The 25,078-nt window shown below is 63.7% G+C and carries 27 protein-coding genes; 14 read left to right on the top strand and 13 right to left on the bottom strand.

What is annotated here, in order from left to right; genetic code table 11:
- The first annotated feature begins 46 nt into the window (after positions 1-46).
- A complete protein-coding gene (locus ACSH0F_RS03365) occupies positions 47-355 on the top strand; it encodes a hypothetical protein (RefSeq protein WP_435199883.1) in 309 nt (102 codons plus the stop codon).
- On the opposite strand, the gene ACSH0F_RS03360 is transcribed toward ACSH0F_RS03365, so the two are convergent.
- Genes ACSH0F_RS03360 through ACSH0F_RS03340 form a run of 5 tightly spaced genes read right to left on the bottom strand, consistent with a single transcriptional unit; the run spans position 340 to position 5,454 of the window.
- Positions 340-714, bottom strand: a complete 375-nt coding sequence (locus ACSH0F_RS03360; protein ID WP_435199881.1) for a (2Fe-2S) ferredoxin domain-containing protein — start codon at positions 712-714, stop codon at positions 340-342. The genes ACSH0F_RS03365 and ACSH0F_RS03360 overlap by 16 nt on opposite strands.
- Positions 711-2,798 (bottom strand): prolyl oligopeptidase family serine peptidase, encoded by a 2,088-nt coding sequence (locus ACSH0F_RS03355; RefSeq protein WP_435199879.1) that lies wholly within the window; start codon positions 2,796-2,798, stop codon positions 711-713. The genes ACSH0F_RS03360 and ACSH0F_RS03355 overlap by 4 nt, the downstream gene beginning before the upstream one ends.
- 59 nt (positions 2,799-2,857) lie before the next feature.
- The gene (locus ACSH0F_RS03350) at positions 2,858-3,319 is read right to left on the bottom strand and encodes a DUF2497 domain-containing protein (RefSeq protein ID WP_435199877.1); all 462 of its coding nucleotides are present in this window, start codon (positions 3,317-3,319) and stop codon (positions 2,858-2,860) included.
- Positions 3,320-3,376: 57 nt separating this feature from the next.
- Positions 3,377-4,855 (bottom strand): TolC family outer membrane protein, encoded by a 1,479-nt coding sequence (locus tag ACSH0F_RS03345; protein ID WP_435199875.1) that lies wholly within the window; start codon positions 4,853-4,855, stop codon positions 3,377-3,379.
- Positions 4,855-5,454 carry a protein-L-isoaspartate O-methyltransferase family protein gene (locus tag ACSH0F_RS03340; protein ID WP_435199873.1) on the bottom strand — a complete coding sequence of 200 codons (600 nt, stop codon included), beginning with the start codon at positions 5,452-5,454 and terminating at the stop codon, positions 4,855-4,857. Before ACSH0F_RS03340 ends, ACSH0F_RS03345 begins: the two co-directional genes overlap by 1 nt.
- 154 nt (positions 5,455-5,608) lie before the next feature.
- Here ACSH0F_RS03340 and ACSH0F_RS03335 point away from each other — a divergent pair, with 154 nt between their 5' ends.
- The 3 genes from ACSH0F_RS03335 to ACSH0F_RS03325 all read left to right on the top strand — a co-directional run bounded on the left by ACSH0F_RS03335 (position 5,609) and on the right by ACSH0F_RS03325 (position 9,186).
- Positions 5,609-7,126 carry a fumarate hydratase gene (locus tag ACSH0F_RS03335; protein ID WP_435200547.1) on the top strand — a complete coding sequence of 506 codons (1,518 nt, stop codon included), beginning with the start codon at positions 5,609-5,611 and terminating at the stop codon, positions 7,124-7,126.
- A gap of 99 nt (positions 7,127-7,225) precedes the next feature.
- Positions 7,226-8,434 carry a sensor histidine kinase gene (locus ACSH0F_RS03330; RefSeq protein WP_435199871.1) on the top strand — a complete coding sequence of 403 codons (1,209 nt, stop codon included), beginning with the start codon at positions 7,226-7,228 and terminating at the stop codon, positions 8,432-8,434.
- A gap of 2 nt (positions 8,435-8,436) precedes the next feature.
- Entirely contained in the window at positions 8,437-9,186 is a 750-nt protein-coding gene (locus ACSH0F_RS03325) for a LytR/AlgR family response regulator transcription factor (protein WP_435199869.1), read from the top strand.
- Between the two features lie 169 nt (positions 9,187-9,355).
- On the opposite strand, the gene ACSH0F_RS03320 is transcribed toward ACSH0F_RS03325, so the two are convergent.
- Entirely contained in the window at positions 9,356-9,658 is a 303-nt protein-coding gene (locus tag ACSH0F_RS03320) for a UrcA family protein (RefSeq protein ID WP_435199867.1), read from the bottom strand.
- 230 nt (positions 9,659-9,888) lie between these two features.
- On the opposite strand from ACSH0F_RS03320, the gene ACSH0F_RS03315 reads away from it, so the two are divergent.
- Genes ACSH0F_RS03315 through ACSH0F_RS03305 form a run of 3 tightly spaced genes read left to right on the top strand, consistent with a single transcriptional unit; the run spans position 9,889 to position 11,870 of the window.
- Positions 9,889-10,125 carry a hypothetical protein gene (locus tag ACSH0F_RS03315; RefSeq protein WP_435199866.1) on the top strand — a complete coding sequence of 79 codons (237 nt, stop codon included), beginning with the start codon at positions 9,889-9,891 and terminating at the stop codon, positions 10,123-10,125.
- A gap of 37 nt (positions 10,126-10,162) precedes the next feature.
- The gene (locus ACSH0F_RS03310; protein ID WP_435199864.1) at positions 10,163-11,020 is read left to right on the top strand and encodes a diacylglycerol kinase family protein; all 858 of its coding nucleotides are present in this window, start codon (positions 10,163-10,165) and stop codon (positions 11,018-11,020) included.
- Positions 11,010-11,870, top strand: coding sequence for a metallophosphoesterase family protein (locus ACSH0F_RS03305; RefSeq protein WP_435199861.1), 861 nt, complete (start codon positions 11,010-11,012; stop codon positions 11,868-11,870). Before ACSH0F_RS03310 ends, ACSH0F_RS03305 begins: the two co-directional genes overlap by 11 nt.
- Positions 11,871-11,939: 69 nt before the next feature.
- On the opposite strand, the gene rpsI is transcribed toward ACSH0F_RS03305, so the two are convergent.
- The 4 genes from rpsI to ACSH0F_RS03285 all read right to left on the bottom strand — a co-directional run bounded on the left by rpsI (position 11,940) and on the right by ACSH0F_RS03285 (position 14,479).
- Positions 11,940-12,464, bottom strand: a complete 525-nt coding sequence (gene rpsI / locus ACSH0F_RS03300; protein ID WP_278329387.1) for a 30S ribosomal protein S9 — start codon at positions 12,462-12,464, stop codon at positions 11,940-11,942.
- Entirely contained in the window at positions 12,464-12,943 is a 480-nt protein-coding gene (rplM, locus tag ACSH0F_RS03295) for a 50S ribosomal protein L13 (protein WP_278329386.1), read from the bottom strand. The genes rpsI and rplM overlap by 1 nt, the downstream gene beginning before the upstream one ends.
- A gap of 259 nt (positions 12,944-13,202) precedes the next feature.
- A complete protein-coding gene (cutA, locus tag ACSH0F_RS03290) occupies positions 13,203-13,457 on the bottom strand; it encodes a divalent-cation tolerance protein CutA (protein ID WP_435199858.1) in 255 nt (84 codons plus the stop codon).
- Entirely contained in the window at positions 13,454-14,479 is a 1,026-nt protein-coding gene (locus ACSH0F_RS03285; RefSeq protein WP_435199856.1) for a COX15/CtaA family protein, read from the bottom strand. The genes cutA and ACSH0F_RS03285 overlap by 4 nt, the downstream gene beginning before the upstream one ends.
- Positions 14,480-14,622: 143 nt before the next feature.
- Between ACSH0F_RS03285 and ACSH0F_RS03280 the strand changes: the two genes are divergently transcribed.
- From ACSH0F_RS03280 to ACSH0F_RS03265, 4 genes are all read left to right on the top strand, one after another.
- Complete coding sequence (locus tag ACSH0F_RS03280) at positions 14,623-15,027, top strand: MerC domain-containing protein (RefSeq protein WP_305931271.1); 405 nt, start codon at positions 14,623-14,625, stop codon at positions 15,025-15,027.
- 10 nt (positions 15,028-15,037) lie between these two features.
- The gene (gene thiS, locus ACSH0F_RS03275) at positions 15,038-16,012 is read left to right on the top strand and encodes a sulfur carrier protein ThiS (protein ID WP_435199854.1); all 975 of its coding nucleotides are present in this window, start codon (positions 15,038-15,040) and stop codon (positions 16,010-16,012) included.
- Positions 16,013-16,076: 64 nt separating this feature from the next.
- The gene (locus tag ACSH0F_RS03270; RefSeq protein ID WP_435199852.1) at positions 16,077-16,604 is read left to right on the top strand and encodes a hypothetical protein; all 528 of its coding nucleotides are present in this window, start codon (positions 16,077-16,079) and stop codon (positions 16,602-16,604) included.
- Positions 16,605-16,719: 115 nt separating this feature from the next.
- On the top strand, positions 16,720-17,100 hold the full coding sequence (locus tag ACSH0F_RS03265; protein ID WP_435199850.1) for a hypothetical protein: 381 nt from the start codon (positions 16,720-16,722) through the stop codon (positions 17,098-17,100).
- Here the strand turns inward: ACSH0F_RS03265 and ACSH0F_RS03260 are convergent.
- The 3 genes from ACSH0F_RS03260 to ACSH0F_RS03250 form a co-directional block, all read right to left on the bottom strand.
- A complete protein-coding gene (locus tag ACSH0F_RS03260; protein WP_435199848.1) occupies positions 17,097-18,899 on the bottom strand; it encodes an AMP-dependent synthetase/ligase in 1,803 nt (600 codons plus the stop codon). The genes ACSH0F_RS03265 and ACSH0F_RS03260 overlap by 4 nt on opposite strands.
- Before the next feature lie 89 nt (positions 18,900-18,988).
- Positions 18,989-20,707 carry a gamma-glutamyltransferase gene (gene ggt / locus ACSH0F_RS03255; protein ID WP_435199846.1) on the bottom strand — a complete coding sequence of 573 codons (1,719 nt, stop codon included), beginning with the start codon at positions 20,705-20,707 and terminating at the stop codon, positions 18,989-18,991.
- 11 nt (positions 20,708-20,718) lie between these two features.
- The gene (locus ACSH0F_RS03250) at positions 20,719-21,756 is read right to left on the bottom strand and encodes a quinone-dependent dihydroorotate dehydrogenase (protein WP_435199844.1); all 1,038 of its coding nucleotides are present in this window, start codon (positions 21,754-21,756) and stop codon (positions 20,719-20,721) included.
- Between the two features lie 340 nt (positions 21,757-22,096).
- Between ACSH0F_RS03250 and ACSH0F_RS03245 the strand changes: the two genes are divergently transcribed.
- From ACSH0F_RS03245 to sufB, 3 genes are all read left to right on the top strand, one after another.
- Complete coding sequence (locus ACSH0F_RS03245) at positions 22,097-23,011, top strand: hypothetical protein (RefSeq protein ID WP_435199842.1); 915 nt, start codon at positions 22,097-22,099, stop codon at positions 23,009-23,011.
- 101 nt (positions 23,012-23,112) lie between these two features.
- Entirely contained in the window at positions 23,113-23,523 is a 411-nt protein-coding gene (locus ACSH0F_RS03240; RefSeq protein ID WP_435199840.1) for an SUF system Fe-S cluster assembly regulator, read from the top strand.
- Positions 23,520-25,016, top strand: a complete 1,497-nt coding sequence (sufB, locus tag ACSH0F_RS03235) for a Fe-S cluster assembly protein SufB (protein WP_435199838.1) — start codon at positions 23,520-23,522, stop codon at positions 25,014-25,016. The genes ACSH0F_RS03240 and sufB overlap by 4 nt, the downstream gene beginning before the upstream one ends.
- The last annotated feature ends 62 nt before the right edge of the window (positions 25,017-25,078 follow it).

Genomic DNA, 25,078 nt, shown 5'->3' with positions numbered 1-25,078 from the left:
AGCAAGGTTATTGCAAGGCGCGGGGCAAGCGGCCAGAGGAGACACGATGGTCAAGAAATCTCGCCTCGACGATCCGCAAAGCGCCGCCTTCGCCTGGGCGCGGTTCCGGCGGATCATGCGCTTCATGTTCCTGCTGACGCTGGGCGTGGTCGCGATTTCGCTGGCGCTGTTGTGGAAGTTCGGCAGCGAAGCCGTCTCGATCCATTACTACATTGCCGCGGCGCTGGGGATCGGTTTCACCATGTTGCTGGCGAGCGCGCTGATGGGGCTGGTGTTCCTTTCATCGGGCACCGGCCACGACGAATCGATCGACGATCCGCTCGCCGACGACCGCGACGATCAGTCCGCCGGATAGAGCCGGAATTCCTCCACCGGCACGCCGCCGATGAGGTGACGCTGGATGATCGCTTCCAGCACCTCTTCGTTGCAGGAGTGATACCAGACGTTCTCCGGCCAGACGACCGCGATGGGTCCCGCCTCGCAGACCTGCAGACAATCGGCCTTGGTCCGTTGCACCGTCGCTCCCGGCCCAACGAGCTTTAATTCCTTCAGCCGCTTCTTGAGGTAATTCCAGGCGGCCTTGCCCTCGTCGCGCTTGCAGCACTTCTGCTTCTCGGACACGGCGCACAGGAAAATCTGCCGCTCTGCCGAGGCACCGCCGATCTTGGTCAGCGCCCTGCGCGCCTTGTGCAGCTTCTTCTCTTTCCCACTCATTCTTCGGGCTTCAGCCAGCGATCGAGCCAGGCGAACACGGTATTGTGCCACTGCAGCGAGTTCTTCGGCTTCAGCACCCAGTGGTTCTCGTCGGGGAAGACGAGTAGCTGGCTGGGAATATGCTTCTCCTGCAGCGCGGTAAAGCTGGCGATCCCTTGCGTGTACGGCACGCGGAAGTCCTTCATGCCGGTGATGACCAGCATGGGTGTTTGCCACTCATCGACGTGATTGACCGGATTCCATTTCTCGTAGGCTTCGGGGTTTTCCAGATAGCCACCGCCGAAATCCCAGCGCGGGAACCACAATTCCTCGGTCGTGAAATAGAAGCTGCGCATGTCGAACAGGCCGTCGTGCTGGACGAGGCAGTCGAAACGGTCGGGCCAGTTGCCGGCGATCCAGTTCATCATGTAGCCGCCGTAGCTTGCGCCCATGGCGCAGGCGCGGCTGCCGTCGATCTGTGTGTCGAATTGCAGCGCGGCGGCGAGGCCCTTCTGCAGGTCCTCCAGCGGCTTGCCGCCCCAGTCGCGATTGATCGCATCGGTGAAGGCCTGGCCGTATCCGGTGGATCCGTGGAAATCGACCGAGATGACGGCATAGCCTTGGCTCGCGACGACACGCGGGTTCCAGCGGCTCGACCAGCCATCGTTGAACGAACCCTGCGGGCCGCCATGGACGTAAAGGATTGCCGGGAGCTGCCCGGATACGCCGTCCGGCTTGGTGATCTGGCCCCAGACGGTGTCGCCCCCCGCACCGGTAAAGCTGAACCGCTCGACCGAGACGGGTGTCAGATGGCCCATCAGGCTCATCGCGATATCCGTCAGCGGCGCGGCCTGATCCCAATTGCGGGCGAGGTACATTTCCGCAGGCGCGCCGATCGAATCGCGGGTGAAGACCAGCCCGCCGCCATCGAGCGGCACCACATTGCCGATATGCGCCTCGTTCCCCGCCATCAGGTCGAGCCGTACGACCTCTCTGGTGCGCGGATCGATGCGGAAGGCCGGCGTATCGAGCACATCCTGCGCCGTGGCGACGATCCAGCGGGAATCGGGCGTCCAGGCGAGCGAGCCGAAGCTGCGGTCGAAGTCCTTCGTCAACGGCGTGACGACACCGGTGCGCAGGTCGCGGAGCATGACTACCTGCCGGTCTGCCTCGTAGGTCGGCCGTTCCATGGCGACATAGGCGAGATACTGGCCGTCGGGCGACGGGGTCGGCAGCGCGTCGAGAGCCTCGTTGGCGTCGGTCAGATTGGTCGGTGCGTTGCCGGAGAAATCGGAGAACCAGATGTCGAGATTGGTCGAGTATGGCTCGGTCTGCCCGCTCTCGCGCGCGGTGAAATAAAGGCCCTGTCCATTGGGTGCGAAGGCGACATCCTCACTCCCGCCGAAGGGCGCGGTGGGCGTATCGCCGCTGGGTCCGCCTGCTCCGATAGCGCCATCCACCGGACTTGCTGCGCCGGCCTGCCTGCCGCCTTCCAGCGGCACCACAAATACGCGGCTATAGGTGCCGGGCGTTTCCCAGCTGTCCCAATGTCGGATGAAGCCGCCGTCGCCTTCGAACAGTAGCCCGGTGCCGGGTCCCGGCTCGTAAGTCTTCGCGCTGTCATCGCAGGAAAGGTCGGTGCAGCTGCGTGCAACATCGGTCCAGATCGCCAACTGCGATCCGTCGCGCGCTACCTGAAAGCCGTTCACGGCGCGGGGCAGGTCGGTGACCTGCGACGTCTCGGAAACACTGCCGTCGAGGCCGATCCGGGTGCGCCAGACCTGATCGTCATGCAGGTAATAGAGCCAGCCGTCGCCGCCGAACCTTGCGTCGCCACCCGTGAGATCTAGCGCAACCGGCGCGGCATCCATGTCGGCGAGCGAACGCATGTAGAGCGTGCTGCTCCGCTCATAGGTTTCGGGATCGGTCGTCGTCACCGAATAGACCGCCATGCGTCCCGACGGATCGACGCTCGGCGCACCGAGGCGTGGCATGGTGACGAGGTCCTGAGCGCTCATCGGCGCGCGGTCCTGCGCGACGAGGGGTGAAGCGAGAAGCGCAATGGCGCTGGCGAGCGGGAAAGCGACCCGGTTGCGTGCAGTCATGGGCGCAGGGCTTATCTGCGCCGCGCGGCAAAGTTAAGCGTTTAGATTGCGCTCCGCGATCAGGAGCGTTTGCCGGCGATCCGCGCGATCTCCGCCTTGACCATATCCTCGACCATGCCGGGCAGGTTGGCATCGAGCCATTCGCGCAGCATCGGGCGGAGCATCTCGCGCACCAGGCCCTCCAGCGAAGTCTCCCCCGAGCGGACGATCTGCGGCTGCTTGCTCGGTTGCGACAGCATGGCGAGCGCGGCGAAATTTTCCTGCATCGCCTTGCGCGTATCGCCGCGGGTCAGCGCATCCTCTTCCTCGTCGTCGGGTTCGTCGCCCGCATCTTCGACGGCATAATCGGCATCGAGTTCGAGGACTTCTTCGGCCTCTTCCTCATCCGCCGGTTCGTGAGTGGCCACGGGCGCAGACTTGCGGCGGCGATCCGCGATGATCGCATCGCGATTATCTCGCGCAATCACTTTCTTGATCGAGTCGAGGATTTCTTCGACCGAAGGTTCGCCAGCCTGATTCATAATTGATTGCACCCCTGCTTCACGAATCGACGCTTTTGCAGCGTTCGGACGGTGTGCTTAATCGATTCTATCCGCGAAATCATCTTCTTCGGCGATGTCGGCGTTCGCCGCCGGCAGATCGATGGTGCGAGTCGCCTCGGCAACGGGCTCGGGATCGCGGTCCCAGTCCCAGATCTTGCCGCGCACGCGCTGGTAGTTGAGCTCGGGATCGTAGAGCACGCCCGCATCGCCAAGATTGAGGTCGCGCGCTTCGGCCCGACCCATGGCCGCCAGCAGGGTGAAGCCTGCGACATAGGCGTTACGCCGCGCGGTCACGAGCTGGACCTGCGAATTCAGCAGCTCCTGCTCCGCATTCAGCACGTCGAGGATGGTGCGATTGCCGATCGAGTTTTCCGCCCGCACACCTTCGAGGCTGAGCGCCGCCGCATCGACGGCGACCTGGCTGCTCTCGATCACGGCAAGCGAGGCTTGCCAGCTCGACCAGGCTGCGCGGACCTGCGCGATCACGTCACGCTCCGCAGCAATGACCTGCTCCAGCGCGGCCGTCTCGCGTGCCTGTGCCTGACGTTGTCGCGCGGCGGGGAGGCCGCCCTGGAAAATCGGAAGCCGCAACTGGACACCGACATTGGCCGTCGTTTCCGCTTGCGAAATGCCTGCCTGTCCGCCGGCCAGCGTGCCGAAGTAATTGTTGTACCCGCCATTGGCGAAAACGCCGACATTGGGGAGGCGGCCCGATCCGGCGACTTCGGTGTCGAAGCCGGCAGCCTGCGCCCGCTCCTTGGCGGCAATCAGGTCCGGATTGTCTTCGAGCGCGACAGCCACGGCGGTTTGGACGTTTTCCGGCAGGCCGGGCAGGGCCGGTGGCGGCTGGAGATTATCGGGCGTTTCGCCGACCAGCTGGATATAAGTCTCGCGCGCTGAAATCAGATTTGCCTGTGCATTGCGGAAGTCACCGCGGGCGAGCGCCAGTCGCGCCTCCGATTGCGCCACGTCGGTCCTTGTCAGGTCGCCGATTTCGAAGCGGTCGCTGGTCGCCTGTGCATTGACTTGTAGGACGTCGATCTGGTTGGCGCGCAGCGATGTTACCGCCTGGCCGAGAAGCACGTCCATATAGGCCGCGACGACCTGGCTGAAGAGCGCGCTTTCGGTGCCGCGGAGATCCGCTTGTCCAGCTTCTACCCGCTGTTCCGCGGCAGCGATGGAATTCTTGATCGCGCCGCCGGAATAGATCGGGACGTTGAGCTGCGGACCGATTTGCAGCACGCGGTCGGGCGAGGTGAAGCTGTTGGTCGAGGTCTTGACGAACTCCGTATAGGTCGCGGTCGCATCGGCGCTCGGCAGGCCCTGCGCGCGGTTGATCGGGACATTCTCGTCGGTCGCCCGCTGATTGGCCTGTGCAGCGAGCAGGACAGGATTGTAGAGGTAGGCCTGGGTCAGCGCTTCCTGCAGAGTGTCGGCCGCAGCGGGTTGGGCAAGCGCGACGCTTGCCAGGGCGCTACCCGCCAGCAGGCGCTTGATGGGGGGCATCGACGCCATCAGAAACTCCAGCTGGTCGGCCGATCGAACTGCGCAAGCCGCGGAACGCCGAGCTCTGCCAGCGGCAATAGGGCGAGCGCATCGGCGGTCTTGCGACCCGTCGCGAGCCGCGTGACATTGCGCTCTACCAGGCCGGTGACGATCCGGCCGCCGTCGGCAACCAGCTTGGCGAGACCCGCCGGGACATGCTCGATCGCGCCGTCGATAAGGACCAGCGAAAAGGCACCCTTCTTTCGGCCCCCGGCAGCGTCCTCCGGGGTCATCACCCGCACCGATTTGACCATCGGCTCGACAAGCGCGGGCAGATATCCGCTACCGCCGTCGACTACGAGCACTTCGTCGCTTGCGAGTGGCTGGGCTTCGGACAGCATCATGCCGTGGAACAGCGGCTGCGGCAGAACCTTGCCATCGCCCAGACGCACGGCGCGATCGCTATACGCGACGCTGCGCATCGATTCGGGCACGAATTCCTCGCGTGCAACCGTGCCCATGCGTTCGATCACGAAGGGTTCGTTCACGCCGCTGGTGCGCAGCTGGCTGTCGAGCATGGCCTTGCGGGCGGCGGCGAAATCGGTCTTGGGGGCGAGGGTAGTGGTCATGGTGGGTCGCTGTATTGCTCTAATAACACGCTGGGTCAAGCCGGCTTGCTGTAGGCGCAAGAGCTTTTGTGTCCAAGCGCTTTGACCGATGGCGGCAAACACGCCTATCGGGGAGCGCAATTCTGCAACATGGGATTTTCCGGCGATGAGCGACATGACCGTCATCAGCGAAGACGACCTGATCGAAAGCGTGGCCGACGCGCTCCAGTATATTTCATACTACCACCCGATGGATTACATCCGCGCGCTGGGCGACGCCTATGAGGCCGAGAAGGGCCCGGCGGCGAAGGATGCGATCGCGCAAATCCTCACCAACAGCCGGATGTGCGCCGAAGGGCACCGGCCGATCTGCCAGGACACCGGCATCGTCAATGTGTTCGTGCGCTGGGGCATGAACTGCCGCCTCGACAGCGAACGATCGCTGCAGGAGGTCGTCGATGAAGGTGTACGCCGCGCCTATAACCATCCCGACAACAAGCTCCGTGCCTCGATCCTCGCCGATCCGGCCTTCACCCGTCGCAACACGCGTGACAATACGCCATCCGTACTATCGGTGGAGATGGTGCCGGGTAGCACGGTGGGCGTGGACGTTGCAGCCAAGGGCGGCGGCAGCGAGAACAAGTCCAAGTTCAAGATGATGAACCCGTCCGACAATATCGTCGAATGGGTCCTCGAACAGATCCCTTCGATGGGCGCGGGTTGGTGCCCCCCGGGCATGCTCGGCATCGGCATCGGCGGCACGGCGGAGCATTGCATGCGGCTCGCCAAGCTCAGCCTGATGGAGCCGATCGACATGGGCCAGCTGAAGCAGCGCGGGCCGCAGAACGATATCGAGCAACTGCGGATCGACATATTCGATGCGGTGAATGCGATGGGGGTCGGCGCGCAGGGACTGGGCGGCCTCTCGACCGTGCTGGATGTGAAGATCCTCGATGCGCCCTGTCACGCGGCAGGCAAGCCGGTGGGGATGATCCCCAATTGCGCGGCCACACGCCACGCCCATTTCACGCTCGACGGCAGCGGTCCGGCCTATCTCGAACCGCCCAAGCTGGACGACTATCCGCAGGTCACCTGGAAACCGGACAGCGCGGCCAAGCGGGTCGACCTCGATGCGCTGACGCCCGAAGAAGTCGCGAGCTGGAAGCATGGCGACCGCTTATTGCTGACGGGCAAGATGCTGACCGGGCGCGACGCAGCGCATAAGCGCATCCACGACATGCTGGAGGCTGGCGAGGAACTGCCGGTCGATTTCAAGGGCCGCGCAATCTATTACGTCGGCCCGGTGGACCCGGTGATGGGCGAAGTCGTCGGGCCCGCCGGTCCGACCACCGCCACTCGCATGGACAAGTTCACGGAAATGATGCTCGATCTCGGCCTGCTGGCGATGATCGGCAAGGCCGAGCGGGGGCACAATGCCGTCGAGATCATCAGCAACTTCAAGGTCGCCTACCTCATGGCGACCGGCGGCGCTGCCTATCTCGTCAGCCGCGCGATCAAGGGCGCGCAGGTCGTGGCCTTCGAGGATCTCGGGATGGAAGCGATCTACGAGTTCGAGGTCGAGGACATGCCGGTGACGGTCGCCGTCGACGCCAAAGGAAACAACGTCCACACGCTTGCGCCTGCCGAGTGGCGCCGCCGGATCGCCGAAGGTGATCTGGAGCCCGCCGAATAGCATTCCGCTCGACCAACGTGTGAACGCTCTCGACCGCCGGACTGGCTTTCCGCGGTTCGAACGGCCACATCGGGGCATGATTTTGATGCTGAACGCCTGATGAATTCTACGACGCCGCACTTGCCGGCCCGAACGGTGCTGGGATCGATCCTGGCCGTCTGGGGAATCTACTTTCTTCTCGTTACCGTTCGGGGTGAGCTTTCCGGATTCGGCTTCGAATGGGAAGTGCTGTGGCGGCGTGCCCTGGTCTGCGCGATCGGCATGGCCGTGACAATCGTGATGTGGCTTATATTGCGCCTGTTCGATCGGAGGGCGCTGGCCGCCAAGGTGGCCGTAGCCGCGATCATCGCCTTTCCCGCGGCCATCGCGATTGCCCAGGCCAATCAGTGGGTTTTTGCGAACATTCAGGAAAAAATCGAGAAGCGCATCGGCGAAGAGCGCGGGATAGCAATCCGTCGCGACGAGTCCGGCAATCTCCTGGTGGACCTGCCGCGGCCGCAGATCGCCGGCGATGTTGAGGAGGCTGCAGAGGACCTCGCGCCCCCGGAAAGCGTCGTCATCGCCCCGGCACCGACGACAATGGACAAATGGCGCATGACCTTCGACATCGCGCTGGGTCGCTATTTCCTGCTGCTGGCTTGGGCGGCGCTCTACATCGCCACGCAGGCGCGTGCGCAGGCGCTTGCGGCAGAGCGCGAGGGCGAGAGGTTCCGGAGTGCAGCCAAGGCGGCAGAGCTGCGCTCGCTGCGCTATCAGGTAAATCCGCACTTCCTCTTCAATACGCTGAATTCGCTGTCAGCGCTGGTAATGACCGGCAAGTCGGATCGGGCGGAGGAGATGATCCAGACGATCTCGCGCTTCTACCGCCACAGTCTGGCCGACGAATCGACCGGCGACGTGACGCTGGCCGACGAAGTGGACCTGCAAGAGCACTATCTCGAGATCGAGGCGGTGCGTTTCCCGGAGCGTTTACGCGTCCACGTCGACATCCCGCGCGAGCTGGAGCATTACCGGGTGCCGGGCATGATCCTGCAGCCACTGGTCGAGAATTCGGTCAAATACGGCGTGTCGGCCAGCGCGCGACCGGTTACCGTATCGATCGTCGCGCGCGAGGAGTATGGTCGCCTGGTCATTACCGTCGCCGATGACGGGCCGGGTGTTCCCGCAGGTCACAGCGGCGGTTTCGGTATCGGCCTTGCCAATGTCCGCGACCGGCTGGAGGCACGGTTCGGCGCGGAGGCGACGGTCACGTCCGGCCCGGGATTGCAGGGCTATGAAACCGAACTCAGGCTACCCGTGGTGAAATGAGCATGGCTGAAGAAACATCGGATAAACTGCGCACCCTGATCGTCGATGATGAGCCGCTGGCAGTCGAGCGGATGCAGGTCATCTGCGCCCGGATGGAGGACCTCGCCGTCGTCGGTACGGCAAGCGACGGGGCGCAGGCGTTGCGGCTGATCGAAGCGTTGAAGCCCGATCTCGTGTTGCTCGACATGACCATGCCGGAGGTCGACGGCCTTTCGGTTGCCAAAGCGCTCGCCAAAGAGGAGCAGCGGCCCGCCGTGGTATTCGTTACCGCGCATGACAATTACGCGGTCGAGGCATTCGATCTGGACGCGGTGGATTATGTGCTCAAGCCGGTGAAGCCGGATCGTCTCGAGCGCGCGATCAAGCGCGCGATGGCCCGGCGCGGAGATGGCGAGCGCGAAGAGAGCCAATGGCTCGAAGAGCTATGGATCCCCCACCGGTCCGAGCTAATCCGCATCGCCACCAGTGAAGTCGGTCGCATCGATGCCGAGCGCGACTATGTGCGGCTCTATGTCGGCGAAGGCGACGAGGCGCGCACTTACCTGCTGCTGCAGACGATCGCCGGCCTGGAAAAGCGCCTCGATCCGGCAAAGTTCATCCGCATCCACCGCTCCACTATCCTGCGTAAGGATCGCATCCAGGGCCTCCGCCATGATGGCCTGGGAGTCTGGTCGGTGGAACTGGAAGATGACGAGGCTCTCCGGATCGGCCGGACCTATCTGCCGAAGGTTAAGGCGATGGCCGGTCGCTGACTGCATGCATTGGGCTCGCTTGCGACCATCGCGCTAGCCCCAAAACAAAGGCGGCCCCGACCGGGAGACTGCGTCCGGTCGAGGCCTAGTTTGGGTTTGGCTGGGGGTTTCTCAGCCACCCGTCTCGCGCTGCTCTGAGGCAGCTACAACTGTTTATTTCGTGCTGGCGTCATCCGCCCCTTCCGGCGGAAGCAATCGCCGCTGCGACATATTCGCGCGTACTGTTGCGCGCGTAGGCAAGGCATTCGGTAGCCTTATGGTCCCCGATCCGTGTGCCGGTGCGCTGGCGATCCAGCCCGCACACCTGGCGAGCGGCCTTTTCGATCCGCCGATCGAGTTCCTTCTGGCCCTTGGCGGTGTCCAGATCGAGATCGTCGTAAGTCACGATGATGTCAGTGCCTTCCTGCGCCACTGCCGGCGCTGCTGTGGCAACGAGGCCAAGCGCGGCCATTGCTGCGAATCCTTTATTCATGAAATCTCTCCTGCGATGGCGGAGGGCCCGAAGGGTTTTGGGGGACTGTTGGAAGGCCCTCCGCAGGAACTGTATTACCCAGCTACACCTGTAATCGCACGGCGCATTCGACGGACGACTCGCGCATTGGACGGAAGGCGCGAACTGGCCGACGAAGCGCGCTTGGCAATCGGCGGGCGTCGGGACTATGCCGTCAATCGATGATGCTTGCGGTTCTCTTTGTATGCGGCGTGGCCAATTTCGCGCTCAGCAAAGCGCTGATCGAGAGCGATCACCCGATCCTCGAGACTTTGCCGGCTGCTTTCCGCCGCAACGGCGGACGCGTGTCCTTGGCATTCGAGTTTGTCGTGCTGGTGGTCGCGATGCTCCTTGCCGCCAATGGATGGCCTTCGGCGGCTTGGCTATATGCCGGTTATACAATCGCCAATGGAGCCTTCGGCTGGCTGGTCGCAACCGGAAGGCTTTGATCGGGAACCAAAAGACGCGACCGCGCGCTTGCCCGGTATGGCCGCCTGTCCTCCGAGCTGGTTGATCGTCAACACCCGCAGCGGGAGCCACAGCACCGCGCGCGAGGAAGAGTTGAAACGGGTCATGGCCGAACAGGGGCTGGACTGCGACCTCACCGTATCCTTTCCCGATGCCGACCTGCCTAGCAGGTCGCTGCTCGAGGAAAGCGGCATAGAACGACTCATCATCTTCACCGGCGACGGCACCGCCAATGGCGCAATCGCCAAACTTGCCGGATGGGGCGGAGAGATACTCTTTCTCCCGGGCGGGACCATGAACCTGCTCAGCGCCCGGCTTCATGGCGAAGAGGTCGAGGCCGAGGAAATACTCGCGCGCGTAGCCCAGGGCGCATACCGGCGGATTCGCCTTCCGGTCGTTCGTTGCGAGAAGGGGATTGCCTTGGCTGGGTTCCTCGCGGGCCCGGGGACCGCATGGGCCAATGTACGCGAAGCGATGCGCGATATCGATGTCGCCGGACTTGCCGAGCATACGAGCGATGCCGTGACCGAAACCACATACGGCGCCCGCGTGCGAATGGCCGATCCGGCGCAAGGTCGATCCGACGGGTATCCCCTTCTCGAGATTACGCCCAGCGCTCGGGGTATGCAGGTCGGCGCCTACTGCGCCGACGATGCCGCCAGTTATCTGCGGCAGGGCTGGGCACTGCTTCGACGCCGCTTTCGCGAGGGCCCGCATGAGCGCCTCGGCTTGTTCGACGAACTCGAAATCGCAAATTGCGAAGGCGAGCCGCTCGATGTCTTGCTGGACGGGGAGCCCGAAACGCTCGGCCCCGAGGCGGTATTGCAACTGGCCGAAACCGAAGTCGATCTGCTAGCGACCGATCATGGCTACTGATTTCCGGCGCATTTTCCACCTCAGCGACATTCACTTCGGACTGGAAGACAATCGCGCGCTCGATTGGGTAAAGCAGGAAATTGCCGAACGGCGTCCCGATGCGGTAGCCATTACCGGTGATCTTACCATGCGCGCGCGGCACCGCGAATTTGCGGCGGCGACGCACTGGATCAATTCGCTCGATGCGCCGGTGACTGTCGAGGTCGGCAACCACGACATGCCCTATTTCAATCCGTTCGAGCGCTTCTTCACGCCCTACAAGCGCTTCCGCGGCATGGAGGAAAAAGTCGAGAAGGAACTCGATCTCGGCAGCCTCGCGATCGTGCCGCTCAAGACCGCCGTCCGTGCGCAGCCGCGCCTCAACTGGTCGAAGGGATGGGTGACCGATGCGGCGCTGGAAAAATGCCTGGCAGCAATCGATGCGCTTCCTGAGGGGAAGGAAGCGCTGGTCGCCGTGCATCATCCGCTGCGCGAGGTCGGGACAGAGGGCACGGCGCTGACCAAGCATGGCGAGAAGGCGCTTCGGGCGTTGGCGAAACGGCCTGTACAAGCGGTGCTCTCCGGCCATGTCCACGATGCCTTCGACATCATGGAGCAGACGCCAGACGGCCCGGTACGGATGATCGGTGCCGGGACGCTGTCGCAACGCACCCGCTCGACACCGCCGAGCTTCAACGAGATCGAATTCGACGGACAGAACCTCAAGGTGACCGTCCGCAACCTAGAAGACGTCGAGACGCGCGACATGCAGATCGACGACGTGCCGGAAGATGCGATGCCCCCGCGGAAGGGCGGCGAACCGGTCGCGCCGGTCAGGCAGGTCCCGCGCGTCGATCCACCTGTGCACTGATCGCATGCGAAAAGGGCGGCCCCTCGCGGGACCGCCCTTCCTCGGTGACCGAAAAACTCGGTAAGCCGGTTAGCGCTTCGAGAACTGGAAGCTGCGGCGTGCCTTGGCGCGGCCGTACTTCTTACGCTCGACCACGCGGCTGTCGCGGGTCAGGAAGCCGGCGGCCTTGACCGTGCTGCGCAGGGCCGGCTCGTACTTGGTGAGCGCCTGGCTGATGCCGTGCTTGACCGCACCGGCCTGGCCCGAAAGACCGCCACCCTTGACGGTGGCGACGACGTCGTACTGACCCTGGCGCTCGGTGATGGCGAAGGGCTGGTCGATGATCAGGCGCAGCGTCGGACGTGCGAAATAGACTTCCTGGTCCTTGCCGTTGACGGTAACCTTGCCGCTGCCGGGCTTCAGCCAGACGCGAGCCGTCGCGTCCTTGCGGCGACCGGTAGCATAGGCGCGGCCTTCCTTGTCGAGCTCCTGCTCGCGCAGCGGAACCTCGGCAGTCGCAGCGATATCCGCGGCGTCGCCCTGAGGGGCGTCGGAGGCGATGTCCTTCAGATCGGCGAGATCCGAGACGGTGTCGTTCTTGGTTTCGTCAGCCATTATGCAACAGCCTTGTTCTTGCGGTTCATCGAGGCAACGTCGAGCTTCTCGGGCTTCTGGCCGTCATAGGGATGCTCGGTGCCGGCAAAGACGTGCAGCGCACGCATCTGGTCGCGGCCCAGCGGACCGCGCGGAATCATGCGTTCCACGGCCTTTTCGAGCACGCGCTCGGGGAAGCGGCCGCCCAACACCTTGGCGGGGGTCGTTTCCTTGATGCCACCGACCCAGCCGGTGTGCTTGTAATAGACCTTGTCGGTCATCTTCTTGCCGGTGAACTTCACCTTGTCGGCATTGATGACGATGACATGGTCGCCGCAATCGACATGCGGCGTGTAGATCGGCTTGTGCTTGCCGCGCAGGATGTTGGCGATGATCGCCGCGACACGACCGACGACGAGACCTTCGGCGTCGATGATGTGCCACTTCTTTTCGACCTCGGACGGCTTGACCGACCGGGTCACCTTGCTGAGAGCCTTCATGGCTGGTTTTCCGTATCTAGTGTTCATGCCGCCTGGTCGGCGGCCTTTCCTGCGAATCCGGCGTTGCCGCATTCGCGAAGCGGGCGGCAAATGGCGGTGAAGGGGCCGCAAGTCAAGCGATTCCGGGGGCCTTCGGGGCGGTAAAATAATACCTCGCAAGAACCTGGCGCAAATCGTTACCCTCGCGGGGCTACCTAATCATAAGCGCTCCGATCCCATCGAGCCACTCCTGCGTCGCCGCACCTGCACCATCGCAAATCTAGCCTAATATTGCCGGAGCATCATAAGGGTGCAGTCTCTCCAGACGTGCGATTGCCCTATCGAGCAACCGCGCATTAGCCTTGAGCAGCGACGGAACTTCCGTTCCCTCCCCACGCTCGCCGTCCCATGCGAAGAAGGAGCGGATGGGTCCGCCGATATTGATACAACCGATGAGCTCTTCATCGAGTAAGGTCGCCCCAATTTCTTCTGCTATTTCCTGGTCGGGAAAAGGGCAATAGATCAGCGCTGTCATCGCTCCCGGCCCAGCGCGTGCGCGCCCCAAGCGAATGCGGCGACGAGCAGCGCCCCAACGACCTGGTGCGCCACAGCGATCCACAGGGCGACACCTGTCATCACGGTTGCGATACCGAGCAGGATCTGCGTTCCGAACGCTGCGTGGATCGCAATCGAAGCCTGCCGCTGCACCGGTTTCACCTTGCGCGCCATGACCACGAGCGCAATCACGGCGATCCAGGCCCACCAGCGATGCAGGAAATGGAGCAGGTAGGGGTCATGAGTGAGCGCCCAGAAGGGCCCGCGACTGGTGTCGTATTCCGGCACCAAACGACCCTGCATCAGTGGCCAGGTGTCGCTTGCCAGCCCGGCATTGAGGCCCGCCACCCATGCGCCCAGCAACAGCTGGATGAAGAGGATGAAGCCGACCCAGCTCGCGGTCTTGGTCCAGCGGGCGGGCGGTGCGCCGCTCGCCTTGAGCCGCAGCAGGTCCAGCGCCGTCCAGATCAGGCCGCCAAGAGTGAAGAGCGCGGTCAGCAGGTGGATGGACAGCCAGAAATGGCTGACATCGGTCATCGTGCCCGCCAGGCCGCTCCGCACCATGAACCAGCCGAAGACACCCTGAAGCCCGCCAAGCGCGAGGAGCGCGACCAGCCGCCATTTGTAGCCCTGCGGAATAGCGCTGCGCACCCAGAACCACGCGAGCGGAAGCGCATAGACCAGTCCGATGACACGACCGAGCAGGCGGTGGAACCACTCCCAGAAATAGATGAACTCGAAGGCTGCGAGATCCATGCCCGCCGGGCCGGTCACGTTTTTGTATTCCCCAGTCGCCTTGTAGAGGTCGAACTCCGCCTGCCATGCGGTGTCGTTCAGCGGAGGAATCGCCCCGCTGATCGGTTTCCACTGGGTGATCGACAGCCCGCTTTCGGTCAGCCGCGTGATTCCGCCGACCGATACCATCAGCACGACCAGCGCCGCTACGACGAAAAGCCATATCGCTATAGCCCGCGGGCGCGAGGATTCGGTATCTACCGTCATGCGCGCCCATGTGCTGCGACCCCCGCACTTTCGCAAGTGCAAAGCAGGCAACCGCTGTCGCTCGCCATGAAAGCACCGACTATCGCTTTGGCGCGCGGTTCTGCTTGAATTATGTTACATCGTCACATAAGTGGCAAATCGCAATGTTCGAGCGCGCCACACTTCCGATTCGACGCCGGCTCGACCGGCTCGGCATCTTCCTGTCCGGTGCCTGCGCGCTGCACTGCCTGCTGTCGATCGTCATCGTGTCCGGGCTGGGCATCGGCGGGGAATTCTTCCTGTCGCCCGACATCCACCGTTACGGCCTGTTGCTCGCCACGCTAATCGCGGGTGTCGCCATCGGCTGGGGCGCATTGCGCCACCGGATGGCTGCCCCCTTCGTGATCGCCATGACCGGCCTCACCTTCATGGGCGCTGCCTTGGCCGTTCCGCACGGCTACAAGGAAGCGATCCTGACGATCATCGGCGTCGCGCTCGTGTCGCTGGGGCATATCCTCAACCTGCGCCATGTACATTCCAGCGCTTGCAAGGAGCGTTGCGGCGACTAAGTCGGGCGGCATGATTGCCCTTACCATCAATGGCGAAAGCCGCCGCACCTCCGCCACCACCATCGCCGAGCTGGTTCGCGAACTCGACCTTGCGCCCGAGAAGGTCGCGGTCGAGCACAATGGCACGATCGCGCCGCGCAGCGAGCTGGACCAGCACATGCTGAGCGAGGGCGATACGCTGGAGATCGTTCATTTCGTCGGCGGTGGTCAAGGTGACGACGACACGTGGAGCGTGGCGGGGCGCACCTTCAAAAGCCGCCTCATCGTCGGCACGGGCAAATACAAGGATTTCGAACAGAACGCCGCCGCGCTCGAAGCGAGCGGAGCCGAGATCGTCACCGTGGCAGTGCGGCGGGTGAATGTCAGCGACCCCAAGGCGCCGATGCTGACCGACTATATCGACCCGAAGAAAATCACCTACCTGCCGAACACCGCGGGCTGCTTTACTGCCGACGATGCCATCCGCACGCTGAGGCTGGCCCGCGAAGCGGGCGGCTGGGACCTCGTCAAGCTGGAGGTGCTGGGCGAGGCGCGCACGCTCTATCCCGACATGCGCGAGACGCTGAAGGCTACCGAGACGCTGGCGAAGGAAGGCTTCCTGCCGATGGTCTATTGCGTGGACGATCCCATCGCTGCGAAGCAGCTGGAAGACGCAGGCGCTGTCGCGGTGATGCCGCTTGGCGCGCCGATCGGCTCGGGCCTCGGCATCCAGAACCGCGTGACCATCCGCCTGATCAAGGAAGGCGCAAGCGTGCCCGTGCTGGTCGATGCCGGAGTCGGTACGGCCTCGGACGCGGCGGTTGCCATGGAGCTTGGCTGCGACGGCGTGCTGATGAACACTGCCATCGCGGAGGCGAAGGACCCCATCCGCATGGCGCGCGCGATGAAGCTGGCGGTCGAAGCTGGGCGAGATGCCTATCTCTCCGGCCGCATGGCAACGCGCAAATATGCCGACCCGAGCAGTCCTTTGGCCGGGCTAATTTAATCCCGCTTACCGCTTGTTAACCATCTTCGGTGACATTCGCCCTGACACAACGGGGGCACCGATCATGGCCGTTACCAATACCGCTTCGCTGACCATCGCCGAAATGCGCGAGTTCGCCGGCTTCACCGCCGCCGAGCAGCGCTATATCCGTCGCAGCCTCGATATCGGGCTGGGGCGCTGCGATGCGTTCCGCATCTGGGGCCGCGATGCGGTGGAGAATGCCGCCATTCGCGGCCAGTATGTCGCCTATCAGGAGCTGAAAGCGCTGCGCCAGTCGATCCCGGCGGCGTCGGGCTTCGATGCGATCGAACCCTTCGTCGGCAAGCTGACCCGCGTGGCGGCCTTCGACCTGGCGCAAGAGCGGATCGACAGCTTCTCCGCCTTCCGCTTCCTCTACGAACGCCTGATCTCCGCCGAAGCCCGGCCTTGGCTGCCGAGCGCCTTCTGCGCCGCTGCCGCCCTGCCGCATATTCGCCCCGAACGCCGCAAGATGCTGCTGCAAAGCCTCAGCGAAGCCGCCGCGACCGCCCCCGGCTGGAGCGACCGCGCGCCGAGCTTCTATCCGGAGTTCATCGAGGAAGTGGCGGCTTAGTCCCGTGAGCAATGAAAGCGGGGATGATCCCACCGCACACGCCATCGCGGTCAATTGCTGAAGAGGCGCTTGTATTGGCTACTTCGCTCGAGCTGAGGCGTCGGTTTCCAAATCAATGGACGCAGCTTTTGCAGCAGGTCGCATCAAGCAAATTCGTCACCTTGCCGGACAGCGACTGGCGGACCTTCTAAAGCTATCCGAGGACATTCCCGGCTCGGCAAAGCGGCTACAAGCTTTCTCTAAAACGCTCAGCCACTGGCAGACGATTGAAACTAAGCGCCAATTCTTTGCTCACGGCACTGTCATCCTAGGCTCGAACACGAACGGTTGGATCGCGCTGTTCGATACCGTCGATTACCGGGGCAAGGAGAGGACCGAGCAGCGATGGGCGGTGACCGAAGCCGAGGCGACAGAATTTACAGACGAGCTAAAGCACGCATTCGAGTGCTTGGGCGGGCAATTAGGGCACTTCCGCAAGCGTCTTGATACGGCCTAACCCCGATACAGCCCGTCCAGCCGCTCGCCGTAGCGTTCCTTGATCTTGTGGCGGCGGATTTTCATCGAGGGGGTCATTTCTTCGTTCTCAATGGTGAAGGGCTCGTCCGCAATCGCGAACTGCCGGACCTTTTCGACCACCGACAGGTCCTTGTTCACCCGGTCGACTGCGGCGCGGACGGCGGCCTTGAATTCGGGCAGGTCCTGCAACTCCTTGCAGTCGAACTTCTTGCCTTGCGCCTGGCACCATTCGAGCTGCCATTCGGGATCGGGCACGATCAGGCCGACGATGTAGGGCCGCTTGTCGCCCGCAACCATGGCCTGACCGATCTCGGGCTGCAGGGTCAACATGCCTTCGACCTTCTGCGGGGCGATATTGTCGCCCTTGTCGTTGACGATCATGTCCTTCTTGCGGTCGGTGATTACGATCCGGCCCTTGTCGTCGAGATGGCCGATATCGCCGGTATGCAGCCAGCCGTCCCTGATGGTCCGCTCGGTCTCGCCCTGGTTCTGCCAGTAGCCATGCATCACGAGCTCGCCGCGGCAGAGGATTTCGCCATCCTCGGCGATCTTGATGTCGACGCCGCGCATCGGCGGGCCGACCGTGTCCATCTTGATGCCGGCGGCGGGGCGATTGCAGCTGATGACCGGCCCGGCCTCGGTCTGGCCGTAGCCCTGTAGCATGGTGAGGCCCATCGATTCGAAGAATACGCCGACTTCGGGATTGAGCGGCGCGCCGCCCGACACCATCGCCTTCATCCGTCCGCCGAACCGCTGGCGGATCTTCGGCTTGAGGAGTTTGCCGATCACGAAGTCCTTCGCGCCGTCGCCGAATTGCTTGCGCCCTTCCGCCCGCCGCTCGCCGACTTCCAAGGCGGTGTTCATCAGTTTTTCTGCCAGTCCGCCCTGCTTCTGGACCTGCTTCATGATCCGCGTGCGCAGCACCTCGAACAGGCGCGGGACGACGACCATGATGGTCGGCCTGGTTTCCTCGATATTGCTGGCGAGCTTTTCCAGCCCTTCCGCATAATAGATCTGCGCGCCGACGCCGATCGGCAGGTACTGGCCGCCGGTATGCTCATAGGCATGGCTGAGCGGCAGGAAGGAGAGGAAACGCTCGTCATCGTCGATGCCGAAATCCTCGCTCAGGATTTCCGCCGCCCCGGCAGCATTGCACAAGATCGCACCGTGATGCTGCTTGACCCCGCGCGGCGCGCCGCCGGTGCCACTGGTGTAGATGATGCAGGCGGTGTCGCCGCGACCGATGGACGCGATCCGCTGGTCGACAGCCTTGCGCGCGGCAGCGGCATCTCCGGCAGTCATCTTCTCCCAGGTATGGAATTCGAAACTGCCCGATTGCTGGCGGTGGAGGTCTTCTATGCCGATGACGTGTTCCGCCACGCCCGATGCCTGCAGCGCGCCATGCAAGGGGCGCAGCAGCTTCTCGGTCGATACGATGACCGCCTTGGCGCCCGAATTGTCGAGGATGTGGACGTGATCGCGCTCGGTATTGGTGACATAGGTCGGCACGGTGATGCAGCCAGCCGCCATGATTGCGAGGTCGGCGATGCACCATTCGGGACGGTTCTCGGAGACGAGGCACACCCGGTCTCCATCGCGCAGGCCGAGCGCGCGCAGGTTCTCGGCCAGCAGGCAGACCCGGTTGGCGGCTTCGGCCCAGCTGATCGTCTGCCAGCTTCCGTCGATCTTGGCGCCGAGGAAGGCCCTGTCGCCCTTTTCGTCGGCGCGCTTCAGGAAAAGCTCGACGAGATTGTTCGCTGTATCGATGTCGGCCAGCACGGCTCCGCTCCTCGAAGTAGTGTAGGGTCTGCGCCCCGTTGAGCGCGGGGCTTAAGCGTCCGGCATCGTCACGGCAAGCGGCGGCGCGATCACGGCGTCTCCAGCTGGCCTTCGAGCCGCGGATCGCGGGCGCCCACCCAGCCGTTGGCGCCGCGCAGGATCGCGCCCGCCTTGACCGGCGCCTCGCGGATCATGACGTCGCCATGGCCCAGCGCGCGAAAGGCATCGGCCTGTGCTTCGAGCCAGGTGCCCTCTTCCAGCAGCACACGGTCCCCGAAGGCCATCAGGAACGGCAGGCCGAGCGCCTCTTCCGCGTCTAGGCCGAAATCGATCGCCCCGATGATGCTGCGCGCGGTTTGCACCGGGATCGTGCCCCCGCCCGCTGCGCCGACCACCATGAAGGGCTGGCCGGAGGGATCGTAAGCGAGGCTGGGGGACATCGAGCTGCGCGGTCGCTTGCCCGGTTCGACGCGATTGGCGACCAGCCGCCCGTCCACCTCCGGCGCGCGGCTGAAATCGGTGAGCTCGTTGTTGAGGTAGAAGCCGCCGACCATCAGGCCCGAACCGAACGGCCCCTCGACGGTCGAGGTATAGCTGACCATGGTTCCTGCATCGTCGACCACCGCGAAGTGCGTGGTGCCTTGCTCCTCCGGCTCGTCGCCGTCGGCAAGCGCTTGCGGTGCGCCCGGCGGCGTACCGGCAGTAACTTCGCCCATGGTGCTGTCGGCGGAAATCAGCGCCGAGCGCGAGGCGAGGTAGTCCGGATCGACGAGGCCGCGCGCCGGAACGGATACGAAATCGCTGTCGGCCGCGTAAAGCTCGCGATCCGCATACGCGAGGCGCTGGGATTCGAGGAAGAGGTGCCAGGTGACCGGATTTTCGGCACCCAGCGCGGTCAGGTCGAACCGCTCCAGCTGACCGAGGATTTGCAGCACGACGATCCCGCCCGATGTCGGCGGCCCCATAGAGCAGACGCGATAGCCGCGATAATCGCCGCACAGCGCGTCGCGCTCCTTTGCTTCGTAGGCGGCGACGTCCGCGGCGGTCATCGCGCCAGCTCGCGGCGTGTCCGCGGCGACGGTCGCGGCGATCTCCGCGGCGAGATCGCCGGAATAGAACGCGGATCTGCCCCCTGCGGCAATCGCCTCGAAGGTCCGGGCGAGCGGCTCGTTCACGACACGCGTGCCGACGGCCAGCGGCTCGCCGGCTGCGTCGTAAAACAGCGCCCGGCCGCTCTCGCTGAACGCCGCGCGGTTCTTTGCGCTCGTCAGCGAATTGTGCATGCGCGGATTGATTTCGAAGCCGTCTCGGGCCAGCGCGATCGCCGGTCCGAACAGTTCCGCCCAGGGCAAGCGTCCATGCTCGGCATGTGCCTTTGCCGCCAGCGCGATATTGCCCGGCACGCCGACGCTGAGACCGCTGCGGACCGATTCGATGAACGGTGGCAATTCACCGTCCTCGCCGAGGAACCACTCAGGCGTTGCGCCGGACGGAGCGGTTTCGCGCCCGTCGTAGCTGGTCACGGCTCCATCAAGCGTGCCGCGAACCATGAAGCCGCCTCCTCCGATGCCCGAACTCTGCGGCTCGACTACGGTGAGGGCGAGCATGGTCGCGATGGCTGCGTCCGTTGCGCTACCGCCTTTGCGCAGAATGCTCTCCCCGGCCTCCTGCGCGCGCGGATCGGCGGCGCTGACCGCCCAGCTCGGCGTCGGGGTAACAGCAACGTTTTCAGGCGCGGTATCGGCAGGATAGGTGGCGCAACCGGCGAGCGGGAGCGCGAGAAGCGAAGCGAGTGTGAGGCGGTTCATGCGGCCGCTTGCTATTCGCTTCCGACCGCTTCGGCAATCGAAGCGAAGCCGTCACGCTGCATCATCCGCTCCAGGCCGCGGAGGATGCGCCGCGGCAGGCCCGGCCCTTCATAGACCATCGCACTATAAAGCTGCACCAGGCTGGCACCGGCGCGGATGCGCGCCCAAGCATCCTCTGCGCTGGCGATTCCGCCGACTCCCACCAGCGGAAGCGCGCCGCCCGTGGCTCTGCGGAAGTCACGCAATCGCCGTTGTGCGAGGTCGCGCAGCGGCTTGCCGGACAGGCCGCCCGTTTCCCTCGCATCGGGCGATCGCAGCGCCGGGCGCTGGATGGTCGTATTGGAGACGATCAGCGCGCCGAGACCCTTATCTATCGCAATGCGCGCGATCGCGTCGATGTCCGCATGCTTGAGGTCCGGCGCGACTTTCAGGAACACCGGTGGGCCGTTGCTGCCCCGGGCCTCCAGCACGGCATCGAGCAGGCCGGTCAGCGCGCCTTCATCCTGCAGCGCGCGCAGACCGGGCGTGTTGGGGCTGGAAATGTTGACCGCTAGATAGGATGCCAGCGGCGCCATGATGCGGGTCATTTCCGCGTAATCGGCAGTCCGGTCCTCGCTGTCCTTGTTCGCGCCAACATTTACACCGACGATTCCGGGGCGACCTCGCCGCGCTTCGAGTCGCCCGCGCGCTATCTCCGACCCGGCATTGTTGAAGCCCATCCGGTTGATCACCGCACGGTCCTCGATCAGGCGGAACAGGCGCGGTTTGGGATTGCCGGCTTGCGGGCGCGGAGTGAGCGATCCGACCTCGGTAAATCCGAAACCCAGCCCCAGCAGCTGGTCGGGCACTTCGACATCCTTGTCGAAGCCGGCTGCCATGCCGAGAGGGTTGGGAAAGTCGATCCCGGCAACGCTAATGCACAGCGCGCTCTCCCGCGCCTGGCTGCCGTCAGTGCGGATCGGCATCGCCGCCAGCGCCCGGATCGTCAGCCGATGGGCGCGCTCCGGGTCGAGCAGGAAAAGGGCGGGACGCGCGAGATCGAACAGCATGGCGCGCCTATGGCGAAGGCCCGCAAACTTGTCGAGATTCCGCGCAATGGCCGGTCTCGTCGGCACATATTGCGCGCCATCAGTAACGAATTTTGCGATAGTGTCGCTTGCATACAATCAAATGTAACAGACTCGGTCTATCACACTCCTGCGACCCGAAGGGCTCGGAGCAGCATTGCAACGAGTTCTCGACTTCAAGGGGCGGCTCTCTATTGGAGCCGCCCTTTTTTTCAGCTGTCATGCGCATGGGGGGCTGGATTGTTTGTTGACAGCGGGTTGCGCTTCGCAGCAATGACGTATTTATACAATTCGCTACGGGGGCAAAGCGGCGGGGGCGCACTTGGCTGAAAGTTCGACAGACGAAGAGCAGCATCTTTTCAATTTCGTCGCCGCACCCGACGATCTTTCGCGGTACCTGAACTCTCTTTACGTCTGGCGCTGTGATGACAGCGATCTGGTCGATGTCCTGCCGGCCTATTCCGGCCAGATGACGGCCTTTGTCGAAGGCGTCGGCCGGATGCAATTCGACGACGGCCAGGTCGGCGAGACGAGCGACGCGTTCTTCCTCGCCCCGCTTTGCCAGGCGCGCGAATTCCATATCAAGGGTCCCGCCAAGATGTTCGGGGTGTCGCTGAACTTCCGCGGCTGGGCCGCGATGACCGGCTTGCCGGTGAACGACCACCACGACTGCTTCCTGGAGCCGGACCGTGTGCTGAGCGAGGATCGCGCAAAAGTGTTCGAAGGCTTGGCGCAGCGCTGGCGCAAGGGCGAACTCGACGACGAGGGCATTCTCGATGCCATGGCCGATGTCGTGCGGCACAGCCTTTCGCGCCTGCCGGAGGCACATCTTAACGTCATCGACCGGACGCTGGAATGGCTGTCGGCCTCCTTCCGGCCGGATCTGGAAGAACTGTACGAGAGCTTGCCCTATTCGCGGCGGCAGGTGCAGCGACTCGTGGCGCAATTCTTCGGACAGTCCCCCGTGCGGCTCGTCCGGCGCTATCGCGCAGTCCGCGCGGCGACCCTTCTTTCGCTGCCGGAGCTTTCGGAGGAAATGGAGGCTGACATCCGCGAGGCCTTTTACGACCAGGCGCACCTCATCAAGGAAATCCGCTTCTTCACCGGGCGGACGCCGAAGCGGCTGCTGCCGAAGGGTGCGTCGCCCGTCCGCGACATGCTCGGGCCGCAAGGCTACGGTTCGGTCGACCTGTTCGGATCGGGCGAAGCCAAGCAGCTCGGCAAGGAAATCCGCTAGCTGCTAACGACTCGCAACTGGCGGAAATGCGTTGAAAATGCGCGTCTCGGCCATTAGCTCGGCAATCGGAACGATTTGGTCCGATTTAATACGAACGAGCTATGCGCCTATCCAATCTTGCAGACTATGCTGTCGTCACGATGTGCGCCGCGTCGCGCCATTGTGGGGGTGTGCGGACGAATGCTGCGGAACTGGCGGGAGAGACGGGACTGCCTCTGCCGACGGTGCAGAAGCTGGTGAGCAAGCTCTCGGCGGCCGGGCTCATCCGCTCGACACGCGGTGCGGGCGGCGGCTTGCAACTGGCGCGCCCGGCGGCGGCGATCAGCGTGGCGGATATCGTCGAGGCCGTCGAAGGACCGATCGCTTTGACCGCCTGCGTCGAAGGCACGGAATGCTCGGTCGAGCATGAATGCTCTGTCAAGCCGCACTGGCCGGTCGTGAACGATGCATTGCGCGGCGCGCTGGCGGCCATTCCGCTGACGCAGCTCGCACGAATGGAAGAAATGGCATGAGCGAAGACGTCGATTTTCAGGATCGGGACATTCAGGACCGCGAAGCCCGTGAAGCTGCCGAGAAGGCGGCCGAATACGAGCACGGCTGGTCGTCCGACATCGAGACCGAGTTCGCCGAGAAAGGCCTGAACGAGGACACCGTCCGGTTCATTTCGGCCAAAAAGGGCGAGCCGCAGTGGATGCTCGACTGGCGGCTCAAGGCTTTCCGCCTGTGGCAGGAGATGGAAGAGCCGAACTGGGCGAAGCTCGGCTATCCCGAGATCGATTACCAGGATGCCTATTACTACGCGGCGCCGAAGAAGAAGGTGGAGCTCGATTCGCTCGACGACCTCGATCCCGAGATCAAGCGCGTTTACGACAAGCTCGGCATCCCGCTCGGCGAGCAGGAAGTGCTGGCCGGGGTGAAAGGCGCCAAGAAGGTGGCTGTCGATGCCGTATTCGACAGCGTCAGCGTCGCCACCAGCTTCCGCGAAGAGCTGAAGCGCGCCGGCGTCATCTTCCTTTCGATCAGCGAGGCGATCCGCGAATATCCGGACCTCGTTAAAAAGTGGCTCGGCAAGGTGGTGCCGCAGCATGACAATTATTTCGCCACGCTCAACAGCGCGGTCTTTTCCGACGGTACCTTCGTCTACGTGCCCGAAGGCGTGCGCTGCCCGATGGAGCTCAGCACCTATTTCCGCATCAATGCGGAGAACACCGGCCAGTTCGAACGCACGCTGATCGTGGCCGAAAAGGGTAGCTACGTCAGCTATCTCGAAGGCTGCACCGCGCCCATGCGCGACGAGAACCAGCTCCACGCCGCCGTGGTCGAGCTGGTCGCGATGGAAGATGCCGAGATCAAATATTCGACCGTGCAGAACTGGTATCCGGGCAATTCGGAGGGCGTCGGCGGGATCTACAATTTCGTCACCAAGCGGGCCCTGTGCCAGGGTGCGCGCAGCAAGGTCAGCTGGACGCAGGTCGAAACCGGCAGCGCTGTGACTTGGAAGTATCCCAGCTGCGTGCTCAACGGCGAAGACAGCGTGGGCGAGTTCTACTCGGTCGCGGTGACCAACAATTACCAGCAGGCCGATACCGGCACCAAGATGATCCACAACGGCAAAGGCAGCCGCTCGACGATAATCTCAAAGGGCATTTCGGCTGGCAAGAGCGACAATACCTATCGCGGCATGGTGCGCGTGGCGGCCAATGCCGACGGCGTGCGCAACCGCACCGAATGCGACAGCCTGCTGATCGGCGACCGGTGCGGCGCACACACCGTGCCCTATATCGAGGTGAAGAATCCCACCGCCCAGATCGAGCACGAGGCGACCACCAGCAAGATCAGCGACGACCAGCTGTTCTACGCGATGCAGCGCGGCCTCGACGACGAAGAGGCGATGGCGCTGATCGTCAACGGTTTTGCGAAAGAGGTGCTCAAAGAGCTGCCGATGGAGTTCGCGGTCGAGGCGCAGAAGCTGCTGGCGATCTCGCTAGAGGGGAGTGTGGGGTGATCTTTAACGCACTCATGGCGGTGACATTCGCGCTCATCGCAATGATTTACCTTTCCCGCCTT

The sequence above is a fragment of the Qipengyuania sp. 902 genome, assembly GCF_051195295.1.
Lineage (GTDB): Bacteria > Pseudomonadota > Alphaproteobacteria > Sphingomonadales > Sphingomonadaceae > Qipengyuania.
This window is presented reverse-complemented; position numbering and strand designations above follow the sequence as displayed.